Genomic DNA, 15,919 nt, shown 5'->3' on the forward strand with positions numbered 1-15,919 from the left:
CTCAGCCGCCGGCGGACCGGGCGGAAATTTCAGCGATCAGCGCATCGGTCGAAACCTGACGGCAATAGCCCTTGATGGCGCGCAGTGTGTTGTCGTGGCGCTCCTGGCTGTATGTGGCGCAGGCGTCCGGAACGAGCGTCACCAGATAGCCGAGATCGCAGGCGTCACGGATGGCGGATTCGACGCACTGGTCGGTGACCAGCCCGCACAGGACGAGCTGCTTCACGCCGAGATTGCGCAACAGATAGTCGATGTGGGTGGACACGAAGACGCTCGAAGACGATTTGGGCAGCACGATTTCGTCGTCGCCGGGCGCGATCTCGTCGATCACCTTGCCGTCCCAGGATCCCTTGGGCACATGGAAACCGGTTATCTTGTAGTCCAGGCTACGGTCGCGCCCGTCCTTGGTCAGGCTCTCGATCGTGGTGTAGAGAACTTCGATGCCTGTCGTCCGAAATGCCTTTTGCAGACGCTGCATGTTCGGGATGGCAAGGGTTCTCAGCCGGTCGAAATAGTACCCATATTTGCCGGTGATCTCGGCATCCGGCACGTCCTTGAACTCGCCACCGTCGCGACGGACGGAGAAGTTCTGCACGTCGATGAACAGCAATGCCGATGTCTCAGGGTCGAGCGGAATCTCGCGCGTATCCGGAAAATGTCTGGCCATGGATGGCATTTCCCTCCTCTTTGATCGCCGCGGCAAGGGCCTCGGCGACGAGCTTTGCCCATCGCGCCTGCCCGCTGCAGTCGGCAATGAGGTCGTTGCGGATTTCGAGTAGCAGATGCGGAATCCTGCGCGCCTCGCCATGCACGGGGATGGTGTAATCCGACATGTCGTCGACGATATAGGGCTGGTTGGCCGCCGCCGGAACGTCCGGGTTTTGCTCTCGAAATGCCGCGAGAAAGCGCTCGGCGAGCCGCCGGTCGCGATTGAACAGCACACCCAGGTGCCAGGGGCGCAATGCGCCTCCGGCCAGCCGCGGCGTGAAGCTGTGGACCGCGACCAGGATCGCAGCCTTGCCGGCGCGCCGCTCGAGCATCCCGGCCAGCGCGGCATGAAAGGGCTGGTGGATTTCCTCGAAACGCCGGCGCCTTGCGCTCGGGGTTAATTTTTCGTTTGACGGCACCGCGGTACCGTCGCTGACTTCGGGAAAGCAGTCCCGAGCCTCGAATGGGCGGTTGCAGTCGACCACGAGCCGGCTGTAGCGCTGGAGAACCAGCGGCGCATCCAGCAGGGCCGACAAGTGACGCGACACCTGTTCTGCTCCGACATCCCAGGCGATGTGCCGCTCCATGTCGGCCGGCGAGACACCGAGATCGCCGAGGCAAGCCGGAATGGCGCGACCGGCATGCTCGCAGGACAGCACGACGGCCGAGGGGCCGTCGCCGTTCACGAGTTCGACCGGATGAGGGTCGCTCGGCGTCAACAACCTCGTCAAGGCATCTTCTGACTGCAAACGTCTTCCCCAGAACCCTGCCGACCAGGATCGATCAAAATGGCGGGCTTGCCAAGAAATGAAAGAAACTTTTCCATCATAGTCAATCCTGTTTTTCGATTTGACTATTTTTTTTCAGAACAGATAATACCGCCGGGGAACCTGACAGAGAACGACAGCATCCATGACCGTGCGTGAAACGATCCGGCGTGAGACGGCCAAGCTGACCGCCAGCGAGCGCAAGATCGCCAATGCTGTGCTGGCGGATTATCCCTTCAGCGGCATTCAGACGATCCAGGAATTGGCGGAACGGACAGGCGTGAGCGCTCCCTCGATCACCCGCTTTGTCAGCAAGATCGGCTTTGCCGGCTATCAGGAATTCCAGCGACAGCTGATCGGCGAATTGCGGGAGGGTCGGCGTTCGCCGCTCGACCTGAAAGCCACCGAAAAACTTTCCGACGGCGATTTCCTCGCCGACTACGCCCGGCGCGCCTCGGTCCTGCTCGCCGATATGGCTGCTGCCGTGCCGCAGGAACAGTTCGATCGCATCCTCAAGCTACTGTCGGATCCGGCGCGCAACATCTTCCTGCTCGGAGGGCGTATCAGCGACACGATCGCGGGGCTCCTGTCGCGGCATCTGCGGCAGATCCGGCCCAGAATTCACCATTTGTCGCCCAACCCGGAACAGTGGCCGGATCAGCTCCTGAACATTCGTAGGCAGGACGTCCTTGTCCTGTTCGATTTCCGCCGTTACCAGCCGGATCTGGCCAGGCTCGCGGAGGTCGTCGCGAACAAGCGCCACCCGACGATCGTGCTGATCACCGACAGGTGGATGTCGCCCATCGCCCGACACAGCGACCATGTGGTTACCGTGCCGATCGAGAACGACACGGCCTGGGACACGGCCATCTGCGCGGTGGTGTTCGTGGAAGCGCTGATCGTCAAGGTTTCGCAAGCCGATTGGCCGGCGACAAAGACACGCATCGAGGCCTGGGACGAATTGCGTCTTTCGCCGCCGATCTCAAAAAACGGGGAACGGGATGACTCCTGAGGAAATGATCGTCGCTTGCTGCACGGACCTGGCGGGCAAGGTGCGCGGCAAGGCTTTTCCGGCCGTTCAGTTCGAGAAACGCATGAAGCGCGGCATCGGCTGGACGCCGACCAATGTACAGATCACCTGCTTCGACACCATTGCCGAAAGCCCCTTCGGCTCGCTCGGCGACCTCGTGTTGATCCCAGACGAGGCCGCCCATGTGCGCGTCGAGCTCGGGGGTGGGATCGAGCATTTTGCTCTCGGCGATATCAGTTACACGGATGGCCGGCCTTGGGAATTCTGCACGCGGTCGATCCTGAAGGAGGCGCTGGAGCGTCTGAGGAAGGTCGCCGGAGTTTCCCTCCTCGGCGCGTTCGAGCACGAGTTCCAGTTCCGCGGCGGGTCGAGCCCGCTCGGGGATGCCTTCTCCACGGCGAGCTTCCGCGCGGAGCGCCGGCTGGCGGAAACGCTCGTCGCGGCGATGCGCGCCGCCGGGCTGGAGCCCGACACCTTCATGAAGGAGTACGGGGCCGGCCAGTACGAAGTCACGATGGGACCGTCGCGCGGCGTGGCGATTGCCGATCATTCGACAATCCTGCGCGAGTTGCTGCGGGCCATCCTCGCCGAGTCGGGGCGCGAGATCACGTTCACGCCCATCCGCGATCCTGCCGGTGTGGGCAACGGCGTGCACATCCACCTGAGCTTCCTGCGCGGAGAGCACCCGGCCACCTGGGATCCCAACGGCAAGCACGAACTCTCCACGCTCGCCGGACAGTTCATCGCCGGCGTGCTGAAATATCTCGAATCGATCGTGGCGCTCACCGCACCAAGCGCGATCTCTTATCTCAGGCTCACCCCGCATCGCTGGAGCGCCGCCTTCAACAATCTGGGTTTCCGCGATCGCGAGGCATCGGTGCGCATCTGCCCCGTCTCGGAGCTGAGCGACGTCGCCAAGGCCGCGCAGTTCAATTTCGAGTTCCGCGCCGCCGACGCCTCGGCCAGCCCTCATCTGCAGCTTGCGGCGATCGTCCACGCCGGCGTGCAAGGCATCGAGGAAGGGCTGCCGACGCCCGATGCGACGACCGAGGATCTATCGCTGCTCGAGCAGGACGCGCTCGAGGCTCTGGGCATCGTACGCCTGCCCCAGTCATTGCCCGAGGCGCTTGAGCGCTTTGCCCGCAACGGCACCGTCACCGGATGGTTCCCGGACGGCTTCGCCGATGTCTATGTCAAGCACAAGCGCGGCGAGATGGCGTTTCTAGAGGGCAGGACCGAGCAGGAGGTCTGCGCCCTCTACGAGCAGACCTATTGATCTTCCCGGTCCACGGGAGCGCCTGGTTCTAAAATCGGTTCGGAAGGAGGAGAGCATGAGCCAATCATTCACCATCGACAGGGATACGGTCGACGAAGCCGTGAAGTGGCGGCAGCATCTTCATGCCCATCCCGAGACGGCATTCGAGGAAAAAGCGACGGCGGACTTCGTCGCCGGAAAACTCGAGGAGTTCGGGATCGAAGTCCATCGCGGAATCGGGGAGACGGGCGTGGTAGGCACCCTCAAGCGGGGCACGAGCCCCGTCGCCGTCGGTTTGCGCGCGGATATGGACGCCTTGTTCATCCACGAGGAGAACAGCTTCGACTACCGCTCTAAGGTGGAAGGGAAGATGCATGCATGCGGTCATGACGGGCATACCGCGATGCTCCTCGGCGCCGCCCGGTACCTTGCGGAAAAGGGCGAGTTCGACGGCACCGTGCACTTCATCTTCCAGCCGGCGGAAGAGACCGGTGACGAGCGGTGCGGCGGCAATGCCATGGTGAAGGACGGCCTGTTCGATAAATTTCCGGTGGAGGCCGTCTTCGGTCTGCACAACTGGCCCGGCCTTCCCGCGGGAAGCTTCCAGATGCGCGCCGGCCCTATGCTGGCATCGATCGACACGTTCGAGTTCTCGATCGGCAGCCAGCTTGCCCATCCGGCTTCGCAATTCGTCGTTCCGGACCCGCTTCTCGTCGCCGCACGGATCGTGCAGGACATGCACGCCTACAAGGCGCGGTATCTCAATCCGGCCGAGCCCGTCGTCCTTTCGATCACCCAGTTTCAGAGCGGCAATCCCGGCGATCGACAGAGTGTCCACGTCACGCCCGACAAAGCGGTCGTTCGCGGCACGCTCTACACCCTCAACGACGCGGTGCGCGACGATTTCGAAGCCGGGTTGGAGAAGATCGTCCGCCATGCCGCCGAAGCCTCAGGCGCCAGCCACACATTCGTTTTCGAACGCGGCTATCCTGTGCTGCGCAACACGGCAGGCGAAACGCAGTTCGCCGCCTCGGTGGCCAGGGACCTAGTGGGTTCGCAGTTCGTGGACGACACGATGCAGCCCTTGATGGGCGCTGAGGACTTCGCTTTCATGCTCGGCAGCGTTCCGGGATGCTACGTATTTCTTGGCGCGCACCGCGAAGGCGAGGCCCCGCGCCAGCTTCACAATCCTGGCTATGACTTTAACGACGACATCATACCGACCGGAATCGGCTATTGGGTCACGTTGGCGCAACGCTATCTAAGCGAGGCGTCGTCCAGGCGCATGTGAGAGAGCGGCAAAGCTGGAGTCAGGGATTGAGCTCGGCGGCGCCAGCACCCCCCTCTGGCCTGCCGGCCATCTCCCCCACAAGGGGGGAGATTGGCAGCTCTGACATCGGCGCGCCTTCTGCCGCGTCGACGATTAGCTAAACCACGCGTGACAGCCGATCTCCCCCCTTGTGGGGGAGATGGCCGGCAGGCCAGAGGGGGGTGAGGCGTTGCCGGCCGATGCGATTAATTAATTGCCAAGCCCGCTAGACCCGCCGTTCCACCATCATCTTCTTGATCTCGGCGATCGCCTTGGCCGGGTTCAATCCTTTCGGGCAGGTCTGCGCGCAGTTCATGATTGTGTGGCAGCGGTAGAGCCGGAACGGATCCTCGAGATTGTCGAGCCTCTCGCCTTTGGCCTCGTCGCGGGAATCGATGAGCCAGCGATAGGCCTGAAGCAGCACGGCGGGCCCGAGATAACGCTCGCCGTTCCACCAATAGCTCGGGCACGAGGTCTGGCAGCAGAAGCACAGGATGCACTCGTAGAGCCCATCGAGCTTTTGGCGATCCTCATGGCTCTGTCGCCATTCCTTGGCCGGCTCCGGCGATACCGTCTTCAGCCATGGCTCGATCGAGGTGAGCTGCGCATAGGGAACGGTGAGGTCGGGCACGAGGTCCTTGACGACCGGCATATGCGGCAGCGGATAGACTTTCACCGCGCCCGAAATGTCGTCCATGCCCTTGGTGCAGGCGAGCGTGTTGGAGCCGTCGATATTCATCGCGCAGGAGCCGCAGATGCCCTCGCGGCAGGAGCGGCGCAAGGTCAGCGTCGGATCGACCTTGTTCTTGATCCACAATAGCGCGTCCAGCACCATCGGCCCGCAATCGTCGAGGTCGACGAAATAGGTGTCGACGCGTGGGTTCTCGCCGTCATCCGGCGACCAGCGATAGATGCGGTATTCGCGCAGCTTCGTCGCGCCCTCCGGCTTCGGCCAGGTCTTGCCGGTCCGGATCTGCGAATTCTTGGGAAGGGTGAGTTCGACCATCAGAACATCCTCTCGGCGGGTGCGCTCAGTACACCCGCGCCTTGGGCGCGATCTTCGCGGGATCGATGCCGCCTTCCGACACCGGCAACATCGTCTCTGTGTGCACCGGGCGGTAGGCGAGCGTCACCTTGCCGTCGGCATCCACCCAGGACAGCGTATGCTTGCGCCAGTTGGCGTCGTCGCGCGCCGAGAAATCCTCGCGCGCATGGGCCCCGCGGCTCTCCTTGCGCGCCTCGGCCGAGTAGACCGTGGTGATGGCGTTGGCCATCAGGTTCTCGAGTTCGAGCGTCTCGACGAGATCGGAGTTCCAGATCATCGAACGGTCCGACACCCTGATGTCGGGAAGCTCCGTCCAGAGCTCCGACATGCGCCGGCAGCCGCTTTCCAGCGACTCCTGCGTGCGGAAGACGGCGGCGTCTTCCTGCATGGTCTTCTGCATCTTCTCGCGAAGGAAAGCAGTCGGCCGCGAACCGTTGGCATGACGCAGCCGGTCGAAGCGGTCCATGATCCTTTCCAGGGAAGCCGCGTTGGGCGACGGCACCGGCGCCTCGCGATCCACCACCTGCCCCGCGCGGATCGCGGCGGCGCGGCCGAAGACCACGAGATCGATCAGCGAGTTGGAACCCAGCCGGTTGGCGCCGTGGACGGAAGCGCAGCCCGCCTCGCCGACGGCCATCAGGCCGGGCGTCACGCGGTCCGGATTGTCGGCGGTCGGGTTGAGCACCTCGCCCCAATAGTTGGTCGGGATGCCGCCCATATTGTAGTGCACCGTAGGCAGCACCGGGATCGGCTCGCGGGTCACGTCCACGCCGGCGAAGATCTTCGCCGATTCGGAGATGCCGGGAAGTCGCTCATGCAGCACCGCGGGATCGAGATGGTCCAGGTGCAGGAAGATGTGGTCCTTGTTCCGCCCCACGCCGCGGCCGTCGCGGATCTCCAGCGTCATGCATCGCGAAACCACGTCGCGCGAGGCGAGGTCCTTGGCCGAAGGCGCGTAGCGCTCCATGAAGCGCTCGCCTTCGGAATTGACGAGATAGCCGCCCTCGCCGCGCGCGCCTTCGGTGATAAGGCAGCCCGCGCCGTATATTCCGGTCGGATGGAACTGCACGAACTCCATGTCCTGGAGCGGCAGGCCGGCGCGCGCCACCATGCCGCCACCGTCGCCGGTGCAGGTATGGGCCGAGGTCGCCGAGAAATAGGCGCGGCCGTAGCCGCCCGTCGCCAGCACCACCATCTTGGCGGAAAAGCGATGGATCGTGCCGTCGTCGAGGTTCCAGGCCACGACGCCGGTACACGTGCCGTCCGGCTCCATGATCAGGTCGAGCGCGAAATATTCGACGAAGAACTGCGCGTGGTGCCTGAGCGACTGGCCGTAGAGCGTGTGCAGGATGGCGTGGCCGGTACGGTCGGCGGCGGCGCAGGTGCGCTGCACCGGCGGCCCGTCGCCGAAATTCATCATGTGTCCGCCGAATGGGCGCTGATAGATCTTGCCTTCCTCTGTGCGCGAGAAGGGCACGCCGTAATGTTCGAGCTCGTAGACGGCGGCCGGCGCCTCGCGCGCCAGATATTCCATGGCGTCGACGTCGCCGAGCCAATCCGACCCCTTCACCGTGTCGTAAAGGTGCCATTGCCAGGAATCCGGACCCATGTTCTGTAACGACGCGGCGATGCCGCCCTGGGCGGCAACAGTGTGGGAGCGGGTCGGAAAGACCTTGGTGATACAGGCCGTGCGCAGTCCCTGCTCGGCCATGCCGAGCGTTGCGCGCAGACCGGCGCCGCCGGCGCCGACCACGACGACGTCGAACTTGTGGTCTACGTACTGATAGGCCTTGGTATTGTTTGTCTCTGCCTTGGCCACGCCTCAGCCTCCGAATGCAAGCTTGAGCAGCGAGAAGACGGCAACGACGCCGACTGCCACCGTGAAGAACGTATTGAGGACGATCAGCGCGAGCTTGTTCAGCTCGTTATGTACATAGTCCTCGATGATGACCTGCATGCCGAGGCGCATGTGATAGAGCACCGACACCAGCACCAGGATGAGGGGAAGCGCCACGAAGGGGCTGGCGAGCGTCGCCCGCGTCTGGACGTAATCGGCACCGTTGATCGCGATCAGCAGCCCGACGAAGAACAGCACCAGCGGGATGTTGGAGAGGGCCGTCAGCCGCTGTTTCCAGAAATGGCCGGTTCCTTCCCGGGCCGAGCCTAGGCCGCGAACCTTTCCGAGCGGTGTGCGCATGTCGGCCATGATCAAAAACCTCCGCGCGCGGCGTAGCCGGCAATCCAGATCAGGATGGTGAGGGTGACCGAGCCGGCCAATGTCGCCCATGCGATCTTCGAGGCGGTGTGCTTCTCCAGCCCGACGCCGGTGTCCCAGACGAGGTGACGAACGCCGCCCAGCATGTGGTGCATCAACGCCCAGGTGTAGCCGAACAGCACGAGTCGGCCGAACCAGCTGCCGTAGAGCCAGCTGACGAAATTGAAGTACTCCTCCGACGTTGCCGCCGCGATCAGCCACCAGGCGACCAGCAGCGTGCCGAAATAGAGCGCGCCGCCGGTGATGCGGTGCAGAATCGACATCGTCATGGTGATCGGCCAACGATAGGCCGTAAGATGCGGCGACAAAGGCCGTTGGCGGGTGGCTGTTGATTGGCTCATGGCTCCCCCAGGGATCGTGTCCCGCATTTCAGGCGCTCGAGGAGAACGCCGCCGCTTCGGAATGCGACTTCGGGCAGCGCTTTCTAATGCCGTTTTTACAGCACGTCAAAGGCCGTGAACGCGTTTCAAGGCATTGATTTCGTTTCAATCGATATGATGGAAACACGCCCGCGGCTTCAATCGGTTCAACCGAAGCCCCGTACGTCGCGAATCGGACAATACGGCGAAGGACTGATTCGCGACGCCGTGCGCCGGCGTGGGAAGCCGCCTATCGCGTGCAGGTGAGCGGCGTATGCTTGCCGCGCATCAGGAGCGCCTCACGGCCTTCGATCACGATCGCATCGGCCCCCGCCCCGAAACGGCTGTTCTGGCTGGCGGGAGCCGCCGGAAGCTCGAGCGAGGATCCGTCCGTATCGATGACGCGGACCGCCGGACCGAGATTCTCGACCGTGATCCTGGCGCCGTCGCCGCAATCGTAGCTTGCCATGCTCGGCTGCGCCGGATCCGCCGCGATGGCTGCCGTGGCTTGCGTATCCTGCGGCACGCAGGCCGAAACCGAACCAAGCAGGAGAAGCGCCGATATGACGGGAATGGAGTGGCGACCTGCCACGCGAGGTATGATCATCCGGGCAAGCTAGACACATGCCCGCGGCGGATCAACTCACGAATGCTGTCAGCGCGCGTCGAAGCGAATTACGAAGCTCGTCCAGTCGGCGGGAGCGGCGATCTGCTCGTAGAGCTTGCGCCCGTCTTCCGGCTGGCGGGGGGCATTCAGCATCAGCCGGGTCCAGCCGCGTTCCTCGGCTTGGTCGGCGAGCACGTCGATCAGCGCCTTGGCAATGCCCTTGGCGCGATGTTCGTGATGCACGTAAATGTGGTCGCAGGCACAGCAGCGCATGCCAGAGACCGGCTCCGGCATGTCGGTGAAGATGGCGAAGCCGACGAGCTTGCCGTCGACGCGGGCGCCGAGCACCTCGGCCGTGCGGTCCTGCAGCAGCGATTCGGCGTAGAACTTGTCCGGCCGTCGCGGCGCGCCGCGTTTGAGGGCCTGCGCATAGGCCGCGAGCAGCGGCGCCAACTCCAGGGCGTCCTTGAGTCTCAGCAGGGCGATGTCGATCGTGTGGCTCTCGGTCATTGCCTATCCTTGGGTGATATCGGCCATTCCTGTCAATCGCGATCGGCCAGGAAAGTCGAGCCCCGTGACAATGGTTGAGAAAAGGTTAATCTGGCCGACAGGTAACGTCCATGTCAACGAGAGGACGCGCATGCGTTCGACGCCGCACAGATCGACAATTTTCACGCTCGCGCTGCTGGGCTGCGGGGCGATGATGTCCGGACAGGCTTCCGCCGACAGCCGCTATCGCGATCGTGTCTCGGCCGATTCCTTCGGCAATCTGGTCGTCTACAGCGCGGCCGGCTACAAGCGCATCGTGGTCGGCGAGGGCCATCGCGCCAGGGAACTCGCCGCCTATACCGGCGGCCCAAAAATCGTCCATTTCGAAGATCCTGAACCGACGGTCGTTTATCGCGACTGCCCGGCCGTCCTGCTCAAGGGTCGCAGCTACATGTACGGACTGCCTGACCATGTCGTGCCGCAGCCCTCGCTGGACTTCTGCGATTGATCCCACGCATGCCCGGTAGCATGAAGGTGTCCGGTCGCGAGGCTGAACTGCCCCAGGCGGCCAGTTCATATTGCGACCGCATGCCGGTCAGCGTTGTCGGGGCGGCTCCTGGAGAAATTGGCCGGCCAGGCGCTCGAGGTGGGTCACGTCCTCGCGCAGATGGCTGATTGCAGCTTCCAGCGAGTGCGGAACCTCCCTGTCGGTCTCCCGTCTTTCGATGCCGCGTACGAGAAGTCCGGTCAGCGTCTGCGCGATCTCGGCCGGTTTCAGGCGCCCGCTGGGCGAATACCAGAGCGCCGTCCAGTTCGACATGCCGATCATCGCGAATGCGGCAAGCCTGGGATCGACGGGCCGGAACTCCTTGGCCTCTATCCCGTCGCGGACCAGCCTCGTATACAGATCCAGGATCTGGCGGCGGCTGCGGTTGTAGCTTAGGTGCAGTTCTTCCGGCACCTCGGACTCGAGCCGGTCGAATATAAGGAAACGGCTGCCGCCCCGCAGACGCTGCGTGATCGCGCCCTCCACGGCCAGCACGAGGCGCTGAAGTGCAGTCAGGTCCTTGCGGTCGAAGAGCGCCTGGAGTTCCAGGCAACGCCTCTCATATTCCTCCAGGAACAGCTCTCGAATGATCTCTTCCTTGTTCTGGAAATAGTGGTAGACCGACGACCGCTTCAGCGACAGGGAATCCGCGATGTCGTTGATGCTGGTCTTGGCGATGCCGTTCGCGCAGAACAGCTCGGCCGCCTTCTCCAGAAGCTTGTCGCGTACGAGCGCCTTTCGGGTGTTGCCGGCCGGCCGCCGCGGCCTGGACGCGCCGGTCGATCCTGCACTCCGCTTTGCGCCCGGCTCCTTGACCGCCGTCTCCGAGATCGATGATTTGGCGTTGCTCAAACTGCTTCCGTCTCCCGCTCAAATCAGTTCGATCAGGCCGGCGGCTCCCATCCCCGCGCCGACGCACATCGTTACTACTGCCAATTTTTCTTGCCGTCGAGCGCCCTCGCCGAGCGCGTGCATCGCCAGACGGGCGCCACTCATCCCGTAGGGATGGCCGACCGCGATTGCCCCGCCGTCGACGTTGAATCGCTCGGGATCGATGCCGAGCCGGTCGCGGCAGTAGAGCACCTGCGAGGCAAATGCCTCGTTGAGTTCCCACAGCCCGATGTCGTCCACCGAAAGGCCGAAGCGGGAAAGCAGTTTCGGCACCGCGAGCACCGGCCCGATGCCCATTTCGTCGGGCTCGCACCCTGCCGAAGCGAAACCGCGGAACAGGCCGAGGGGCTTGATGCCTCGGCGCGCGGCAAGGTCGGCATCCATGACGACGACCGCCGCCGCACCGTCGGAGAATTGCGAAGCATTGCCGGCAGTCACGGTGCCTTCGGGGGAAAGCACCGGTTTGAGATTGGCCAGCTTGTCCACCGTGGTATCGGGACGCACGCCTTCGTCCTGCCGGAGGGTGACCGTCTCGGAGCGGCGCTCTCCGCTCTCCTTGTCTTCGACGATCCGCACCGTCTCCATCGGCACGATTTCCCGATCGAAGCGGCCTTCCTCGAAAGCCCGTCGGGCGCGCTGATGACTGCGGGCGGCATATTCGTCCTGCGCGTCTCGCGAGATGCCGTAACGCGCCGCCACGTTCTCGGCGGTATTGAGCATGGGCATGTAGAGATCGGGCTTGTGTTCGAGAATCCAGGGATTTTCGCGGCGGTGATTGTTCTTGTGCGAATTCTGCACGAGGCTGATCGATTCCAGCCCTCCGGCGACCGCAATGTCGAGCGCACCGGTCTGGACCGCCTGCGCCGCGATGGCGATCGCGTGCAGCCCCGAGGCACAGAAACGGTTGATGGTTGCAGCACTCACCGAGACCGGCAGGCCGGCCCGAATGGCCGCCTGGCGGGAGATGTTGTAACCCGTCGTGCCTTCCTGCATCGCGCAGCCGAGGATGACTTCCTCCACCTCGCCGGGTTCCACGCCGGCACGGCTCACGGCGGCGGCGACCACATGCCCGCCGAGATCCGCTCCGTGCGTATCGTTGAAAGCTCCGCGATAGGCGCGCCCCACAGGGGTACGCGCGAGCGCGACGATTGCGGCTTCCTTCATGGGTCTGTCTTTCCTAGTGGGAGGGTCAAGCGTCCAGGAACCGGCCGCGGTAGAGGGAAATCGGCGGCCGGGCCGAGGGATCGGTGACGATGTCGACGATGGTCGGTCCGTCCAGCGCAAGCGCTTCGGCAAGCGCCGGGGCAAGGTCCCCGGTCCTTTCGACGCGTATGCCCCGGGCGCCACAGGCTCTGGCGAGCGCGGCATGATCGACGGGCGCGAAGTTGCACGCTTCCGTGTGCGCGCCGAAGAGCGCGTCTTCGGCATCCTTTTGGTAGCCGAGGATCTGGTTGTTGAGCACGACCACCGGAATGCCGAGCCTCATGCGGACGGCCGTCTCGATTTCGGACCAGCAATGGCCGAAACCGCCGTCGCCGGTCACGCAGACCACCGGCGCATCCGGGCAGCCGATCTTGGCCCCGATCGCCATAGGCAGGCCCCAGCCGAGGCCGGCCAGGCCGCGTGGTGAGATGAATCGCATGCCGGGACGTCGGGCGGTGAGATAGTTCGCCGTCCAGACCGATGCATAGCTGGCGTCCGACACGACTATCGATTCCGGCGTCAGCAGCCGGTCGAGTTCGGCCATGATCTGTTCGGGCCGGACGAGCGGCCCGGGCGACGCCACGCGCTCGGCAAGCCGTTGCCGATAGTGTTCGCGGGCCGATGCAATCTCCGTCTCGAAGGCGGTGCTGGTTTCGCGCCTTAGCGTGAGATCCGTTTCCGCGAGGGCTTGCGCAAGCGCCTGAAGCCCCGACCGGGCGTCGCCCACGAGGCGATGGGCTTCGTAGTTGCGCCCCACTTCCAGACCGTCGATGTCGAGATGGATGTAGCGGGCCTCGCGGGGATAAAGCCGCCAGTTGTTCGTGCCGTTCTGGTTCGTGCGATTGCCTACGAGCAGGACGACATCGGCCGCACGGACGAAGTCGTACAGCTTCTCTGCCCTGGCGCCATCACCCATCACGTAGCCGACGATGCCGAGCGAAAGGGGGTGGTCCTCGGCCACGGCCCCCTTGCCCATGAGCGTCGTCGCGACGGGGAGGCGAAAGCGTTCCTGCAGCTCGGCCAATATGTCCTGTGCGCGGGAGAGGTGGACACCGCCGCCTGCGATCACCAGGGGGCGGCGGGCGGCGGCAAGCATCGCGGCGGCCTCCCGCACCGCGTTCCGATCCGGCTCCACCCGATCGAGCGGGAAGGAGCCCATCGACAGCTTGCGCTGCGGTTCCGCCTTGGCCGTCGCGGTGAAGATATGACCCGGCACCAGGAGTACCGCTGGCCCCGGCCGCCCGCTCGTCGCGACCGCCACCGCCATGTCGACATAGTCCTCGACGCGGTTGACGTCGTCTATCCGCCGCACCCATTTGGCGACACCCGAGAACAGCGACACATGGTCGAGTTCCTGGAAGGCGTTGCGGTCGGCCGAATCCGGCGTCACCTCCTGTACGAGGGCGATGACGGGCACCGAGACCTTCAGTGCTTCCGCGAGCGGCGCCACCAGAAGCGTGGCCGCCGGCCCGTTCTGGGCAGTCACCAGCGCCACCCGGTTCGTCACCCTTGCATAGGCGTCGGCCATCGCGCCGCCGGCATTCTCCGTGCGATAGACGGCTTGGACGATGCCATGCGAGGGCGCCATGAGATGAAACAGCGACGGGATGCTCTGCCCGAAGGCGACGGTCACCCCGTGGCGGGCGAAAGCCTGCGCCAGGATGCGCGCGCCGGAGAGCGTGTTGCCCGAGATGGCATGATGCAGTTCAGTCGTGACGTTGTTGGCCAGAAGCATGGATCCGAACTCCAGAAGCGCTCTCTTTGTTGGGCCGCGTTTGTCCAACGCTTCCGCTTGGCTGCAAGGATGCTCTAGGCGGCTCGGGCTGCTTCTTCACGCTCCCAAAGCTCGCGCATGAGCCGCCCGCTCGCCTCGGAGCTCTCGAGACGACGCATGCCGGCCGGGTCGATGACATTGCGGATGACGTGCAGCTCCTCTTCGGTGGGGGCCGCCGTGACAGCGACTTCGGGTCCCGGATCGGGCAGTTCGAAGCCGGTCTGCTCCTGCACCTTCGCGAAGGTAACGCCCGGGTGAAGCGATACGACCCGCATCGTCCCGTCGGGGCCTCCGAAATCGAAGACCCCGAGATCAGACACGACGATGCCCGGCGCCGCGGGAGCCGTGGTCTGCTTGCCGAATCCGGGATTGCGGCCGAAACCGCAGAGGAAATCGACCTTCTCGACGAAGCTCTTCGGCGTGTGGTTGCGGATATGGAAGTTCAGCCGCTCGCAGCCCCACAAATCGTCTGGGATGCCGCGAGCACCGATGAGCTGCGCGCGCGGGCGATTCCAGTCGCCGATGACGGAGATGTTCGACGCCCCGGTGCGGTCGATCTGCACCGAACCTATCCAGATCTGCAGTTTCTGCTGCGCGATCAGCCGGAACATCTCTTCCCAGCCGAGCGACATCCTGGCCGTGCCGTCGAGCATCCACTCGTCGGAAAAGCTCTTGGCGTGGACGGCGGGGTCGGCCGCCGCGCGCGAGATCGTGGTCAGGAACAGGTCCGGAACGTAGAGCGCCTTGGCAAGCCTGGCGGAGAGATCGGCCAGGATGGTCGCTCCGACACCTAGCCTGCCGCCCCGGAATTCCCTGGCCATCCGCGCAATGAGGAGCTCTTCGAGGGTGTAGCTGCTGGTCATCACAGGTTTCCTATCTGTTGGGCGAGCCAGGCGCCGTCGGTGGCATTTTTCTGATAATCGAGGATGACCGGGAGATCGAAACGGTAGTCCGGGAAGACGGCGGAGAAACCGCCTCCGCGTGGTGCCTCGATGACATGGTCGACCCACAGACGAGAAACGAAGGTGGAGCGGCCGCGCCGCTCGCCCGGTATTTCCTTCACGATCCGCTCCGCGGTCAGGATCACCTTGGAGGCGGCCTGTATAAGCAGCAGATCCGCATAGGTATCGCTGTGGATGAGCGCATTGCCTTGATCGTCCGCCTCGTTGACATGGACGATGGCGATGCTGGGTGCCAACGGCGGCACGGCCACGAGCTGTTCGCCCGACAGCGGGCAGGAGATCTGCTGGAAGGGGGCCGTGGCCGTCGAGAGCAGGTCCGTGCCAAGCCCGAAGCGGGTCGGCAGGAATGGCAGCCGCTTGGCGGCCGCTTCATAGGCCGTCATCATCATCCCCTCGGAATATTCGACGATTTCGAGCTCGCCGGCCTGCCGGGCGGCGCGAAAATTCGGCGCCAGCCCGAACATGTCGAAGCCCACGAAAGCGAAATGCAGCTTCCGGACCTTCTTCACGCCGATAAGGAGGTCCACTTCCGGGCCGCCGAGAAACGACGCCACCTCGAGATTATCGAGATTCGACCGTGCGATCGCAGCGGCAGCCGCAAGCGGCTTGCGCTGGATCCCGCCGCCACCGAAGCCGATCATATCGTTCGGCCCGATCAGGGCGATCATTTCGTCTAGGTCGATACGTTTGCTCATTTG

Annotated in this window: 17 protein-coding genes; 4 read left to right on the top strand and 13 right to left on the bottom strand. The window is 64.1% G+C overall.

Annotated features, from left to right (window positions below; genetic code table 11):
• Position 1: 1 nt before the first annotated feature.
• Both ACCO56_RS28420 and ACCO56_RS28425 read right to left on the bottom strand, forming a co-directional pair.
• Entirely contained in the window at positions 2-667 is a 666-nt protein-coding gene (locus ACCO56_RS28420) for an isochorismatase family cysteine hydrolase (protein WP_433644293.1), read from the bottom strand.
• Entirely contained in the window at positions 621-1,439 is an 819-nt protein-coding gene (locus ACCO56_RS28425; protein ID WP_433644294.1) for an N-formylglutamate amidohydrolase, read from the bottom strand. Before ACCO56_RS28425 ends, ACCO56_RS28420 begins: the two co-directional genes overlap by 47 nt.
• 181 nt (positions 1,440-1,620) lie before the next feature.
• On the opposite strand from ACCO56_RS28425, the gene ACCO56_RS28430 reads away from it, so the two are divergent.
• The 3 genes from ACCO56_RS28430 to ACCO56_RS28440 are packed head-to-tail and all read left to right on the top strand — an operon-like array spanning position 1,621 to position 5,051.
• On the top strand, positions 1,621-2,487 hold the full coding sequence (locus ACCO56_RS28430) for a MurR/RpiR family transcriptional regulator (RefSeq protein ID WP_433644295.1): 867 nt from the start codon (positions 1,621-1,623) through the stop codon (positions 2,485-2,487).
• Positions 2,477-3,781 (top strand): glutamine synthetase, encoded by a 1,305-nt coding sequence (locus ACCO56_RS28435; RefSeq protein ID WP_433644296.1) that lies wholly within the window; start codon positions 2,477-2,479, stop codon positions 3,779-3,781. The genes ACCO56_RS28430 and ACCO56_RS28435 overlap by 11 nt, the downstream gene beginning before the upstream one ends.
• A gap of 55 nt (positions 3,782-3,836) precedes the next feature.
• Positions 3,837-5,051 (top strand): M20 aminoacylase family protein, encoded by a 1,215-nt coding sequence (locus ACCO56_RS28440; protein ID WP_433644297.1) that lies wholly within the window; start codon positions 3,837-3,839, stop codon positions 5,049-5,051.
• Between the two features lie 244 nt (positions 5,052-5,295).
• Here ACCO56_RS28440 and ACCO56_RS28445 read toward each other — a convergent pair whose 3' ends face one another.
• The 6 genes from ACCO56_RS28445 to ACCO56_RS28470 form a co-directional block, all read right to left on the bottom strand.
• Entirely contained in the window at positions 5,296-6,075 is a 780-nt protein-coding gene (locus ACCO56_RS28445; protein WP_433644298.1) for a succinate dehydrogenase iron-sulfur subunit, read from the bottom strand.
• Between the two features lie 25 nt (positions 6,076-6,100).
• Complete coding sequence (gene sdhA / locus ACCO56_RS28450; protein WP_433644299.1) at positions 6,101-7,933, bottom strand: succinate dehydrogenase flavoprotein subunit; 1,833 nt, start codon at positions 7,931-7,933, stop codon at positions 6,101-6,103.
• Positions 7,934-7,936: 3 nt separating this feature from the next.
• Complete coding sequence (gene sdhD / locus ACCO56_RS28455) at positions 7,937-8,320, bottom strand: succinate dehydrogenase, hydrophobic membrane anchor protein (protein WP_433644300.1); 384 nt, start codon at positions 8,318-8,320, stop codon at positions 7,937-7,939.
• Positions 8,321-8,322: 2 nt separating this feature from the next.
• Positions 8,323-8,730, bottom strand: coding sequence for a succinate dehydrogenase, cytochrome b556 subunit (sdhC, locus tag ACCO56_RS28460; RefSeq protein ID WP_433644301.1), 408 nt, complete (start codon positions 8,728-8,730; stop codon positions 8,323-8,325).
• A gap of 268 nt (positions 8,731-8,998) precedes the next feature.
• A complete protein-coding gene (locus tag ACCO56_RS28465) occupies positions 8,999-9,355 on the bottom strand; it encodes a hypothetical protein (protein WP_433644302.1) in 357 nt (118 codons plus the stop codon).
• 48 nt (positions 9,356-9,403) lie between these two features.
• On the bottom strand, positions 9,404-9,865 hold the full coding sequence (locus ACCO56_RS28470) for a GNAT family N-acetyltransferase (RefSeq protein WP_433644303.1): 462 nt from the start codon (positions 9,863-9,865) through the stop codon (positions 9,404-9,406).
• Positions 9,866-9,995: 130 nt separating this feature from the next.
• Here ACCO56_RS28470 and ACCO56_RS28475 point away from each other — a divergent pair, with 130 nt between their 5' ends.
• Positions 9,996-10,352, top strand: coding sequence for a hypothetical protein (locus ACCO56_RS28475; protein WP_433644304.1), 357 nt, complete (start codon positions 9,996-9,998; stop codon positions 10,350-10,352).
• Positions 10,353-10,439: 87 nt separating this feature from the next.
• On the opposite strand, the gene ACCO56_RS28480 is transcribed toward ACCO56_RS28475, so the two are convergent.
• From ACCO56_RS28480 to ACCO56_RS28500, 5 genes are all read right to left on the bottom strand, one after another.
• Entirely contained in the window at positions 10,440-11,243 is an 804-nt protein-coding gene (locus ACCO56_RS28480; RefSeq protein ID WP_433644305.1) for a TetR/AcrR family transcriptional regulator, read from the bottom strand.
• An 18-nt stretch (positions 11,244-11,261) separates the two neighbouring features.
• The gene (locus ACCO56_RS28485) at positions 11,262-12,446 is read right to left on the bottom strand and encodes an acetyl-CoA C-acyltransferase (protein WP_433644306.1); all 1,185 of its coding nucleotides are present in this window, start codon (positions 12,444-12,446) and stop codon (positions 11,262-11,264) included.
• 25 nt (positions 12,447-12,471) lie between these two features.
• Positions 12,472-14,220 carry an acetolactate synthase catalytic subunit gene (locus tag ACCO56_RS28490; protein WP_433644307.1) on the bottom strand — a complete coding sequence of 583 codons (1,749 nt, stop codon included), beginning with the start codon at positions 14,218-14,220 and terminating at the stop codon, positions 12,472-12,474.
• 74 nt (positions 14,221-14,294) lie between these two features.
• Positions 14,295-15,122 carry a hypothetical protein gene (locus ACCO56_RS28495; RefSeq protein WP_433644308.1) on the bottom strand — a complete coding sequence of 276 codons (828 nt, stop codon included), beginning with the start codon at positions 15,120-15,122 and terminating at the stop codon, positions 14,295-14,297.
• On the bottom strand, positions 15,122-15,916 hold the full coding sequence (locus tag ACCO56_RS28500; protein ID WP_433644309.1) for a CoA transferase subunit A: 795 nt from the start codon (positions 15,914-15,916) through the stop codon (positions 15,122-15,124). Before ACCO56_RS28500 ends, ACCO56_RS28495 begins: the two co-directional genes overlap by 1 nt.
• Positions 15,917-15,919 lie beyond the last annotated feature (3 nt).

Origin of the sequence: Mesorhizobium sp. 1B3 (assembly GCF_050958605.1) — a bacterium.
Taxonomy (GTDB): domain Bacteria; phylum Pseudomonadota; class Alphaproteobacteria; order Rhizobiales; family Rhizobiaceae.

Coding starts and splice junctions, on each gene's coding strand:
- ACCO56_RS28420 (WP_433644293.1), bottom strand. CDS start 667: ATGGCCAGACATTTTCCGGATACGCGCGAGATTCCGCTCGACCCTGAG.
- ACCO56_RS28430 (WP_433644295.1), top strand. CDS start 1,621: ATGACCGTGCGTGAAACGATCCGGCGTGAGACGGCCAAGCTGACCGCC.
- ACCO56_RS28435 (WP_433644296.1), top strand. CDS start 2,477: ATGACTCCTGAGGAAATGATCGTCGCTTGCTGCACGGACCTGGCGGGC.
- ACCO56_RS28440 (WP_433644297.1), top strand. CDS start 3,837: ATGAGCCAATCATTCACCATCGACAGGGATACGGTCGACGAAGCCGTG.
- ACCO56_RS28445 (WP_433644298.1), bottom strand. CDS start 6,075: ATGGTCGAACTCACCCTTCCCAAGAATTCGCAGATCCGGACCGGCAAG.
- sdhD (WP_433644300.1), bottom strand. CDS start 8,320: ATGGCCGACATGCGCACACCGCTCGGAAAGGTTCGCGGCCTAGGCTCG.
- sdhC (WP_433644301.1), bottom strand. CDS start 8,730: ATGAGCCAATCAACAGCCACCCGCCAACGGCCTTTGTCGCCGCATCTT.
- ACCO56_RS28465 (WP_433644302.1), bottom strand. CDS start 9,355: ATGATCATACCTCGCGTGGCAGGTCGCCACTCCATTCCCGTCATATCG.
- ACCO56_RS28470 (WP_433644303.1), bottom strand. CDS start 9,865: ATGACCGAGAGCCACACGATCGACATCGCCCTGCTGAGACTCAAGGAC.
- ACCO56_RS28475 (WP_433644304.1), top strand. CDS start 9,996: ATGCGTTCGACGCCGCACAGATCGACAATTTTCACGCTCGCGCTGCTG.
- ACCO56_RS28485 (WP_433644306.1), bottom strand. CDS start 12,446: ATGAAGGAAGCCGCAATCGTCGCGCTCGCGCGTACCCCTGTGGGGCGC.
- ACCO56_RS28490 (WP_433644307.1), bottom strand. CDS start 14,220: ATGCTTCTGGCCAACAACGTCACGACTGAACTGCATCATGCCATCTCG.
- ACCO56_RS28495 (WP_433644308.1), bottom strand. CDS start 15,122: ATGACCAGCAGCTACACCCTCGAAGAGCTCCTCATTGCGCGGATGGCC.
- ACCO56_RS28500 (WP_433644309.1), bottom strand. CDS start 15,916: ATGAGCAAACGTATCGACCTAGACGAAATGATCGCCCTGATCGGGCCG.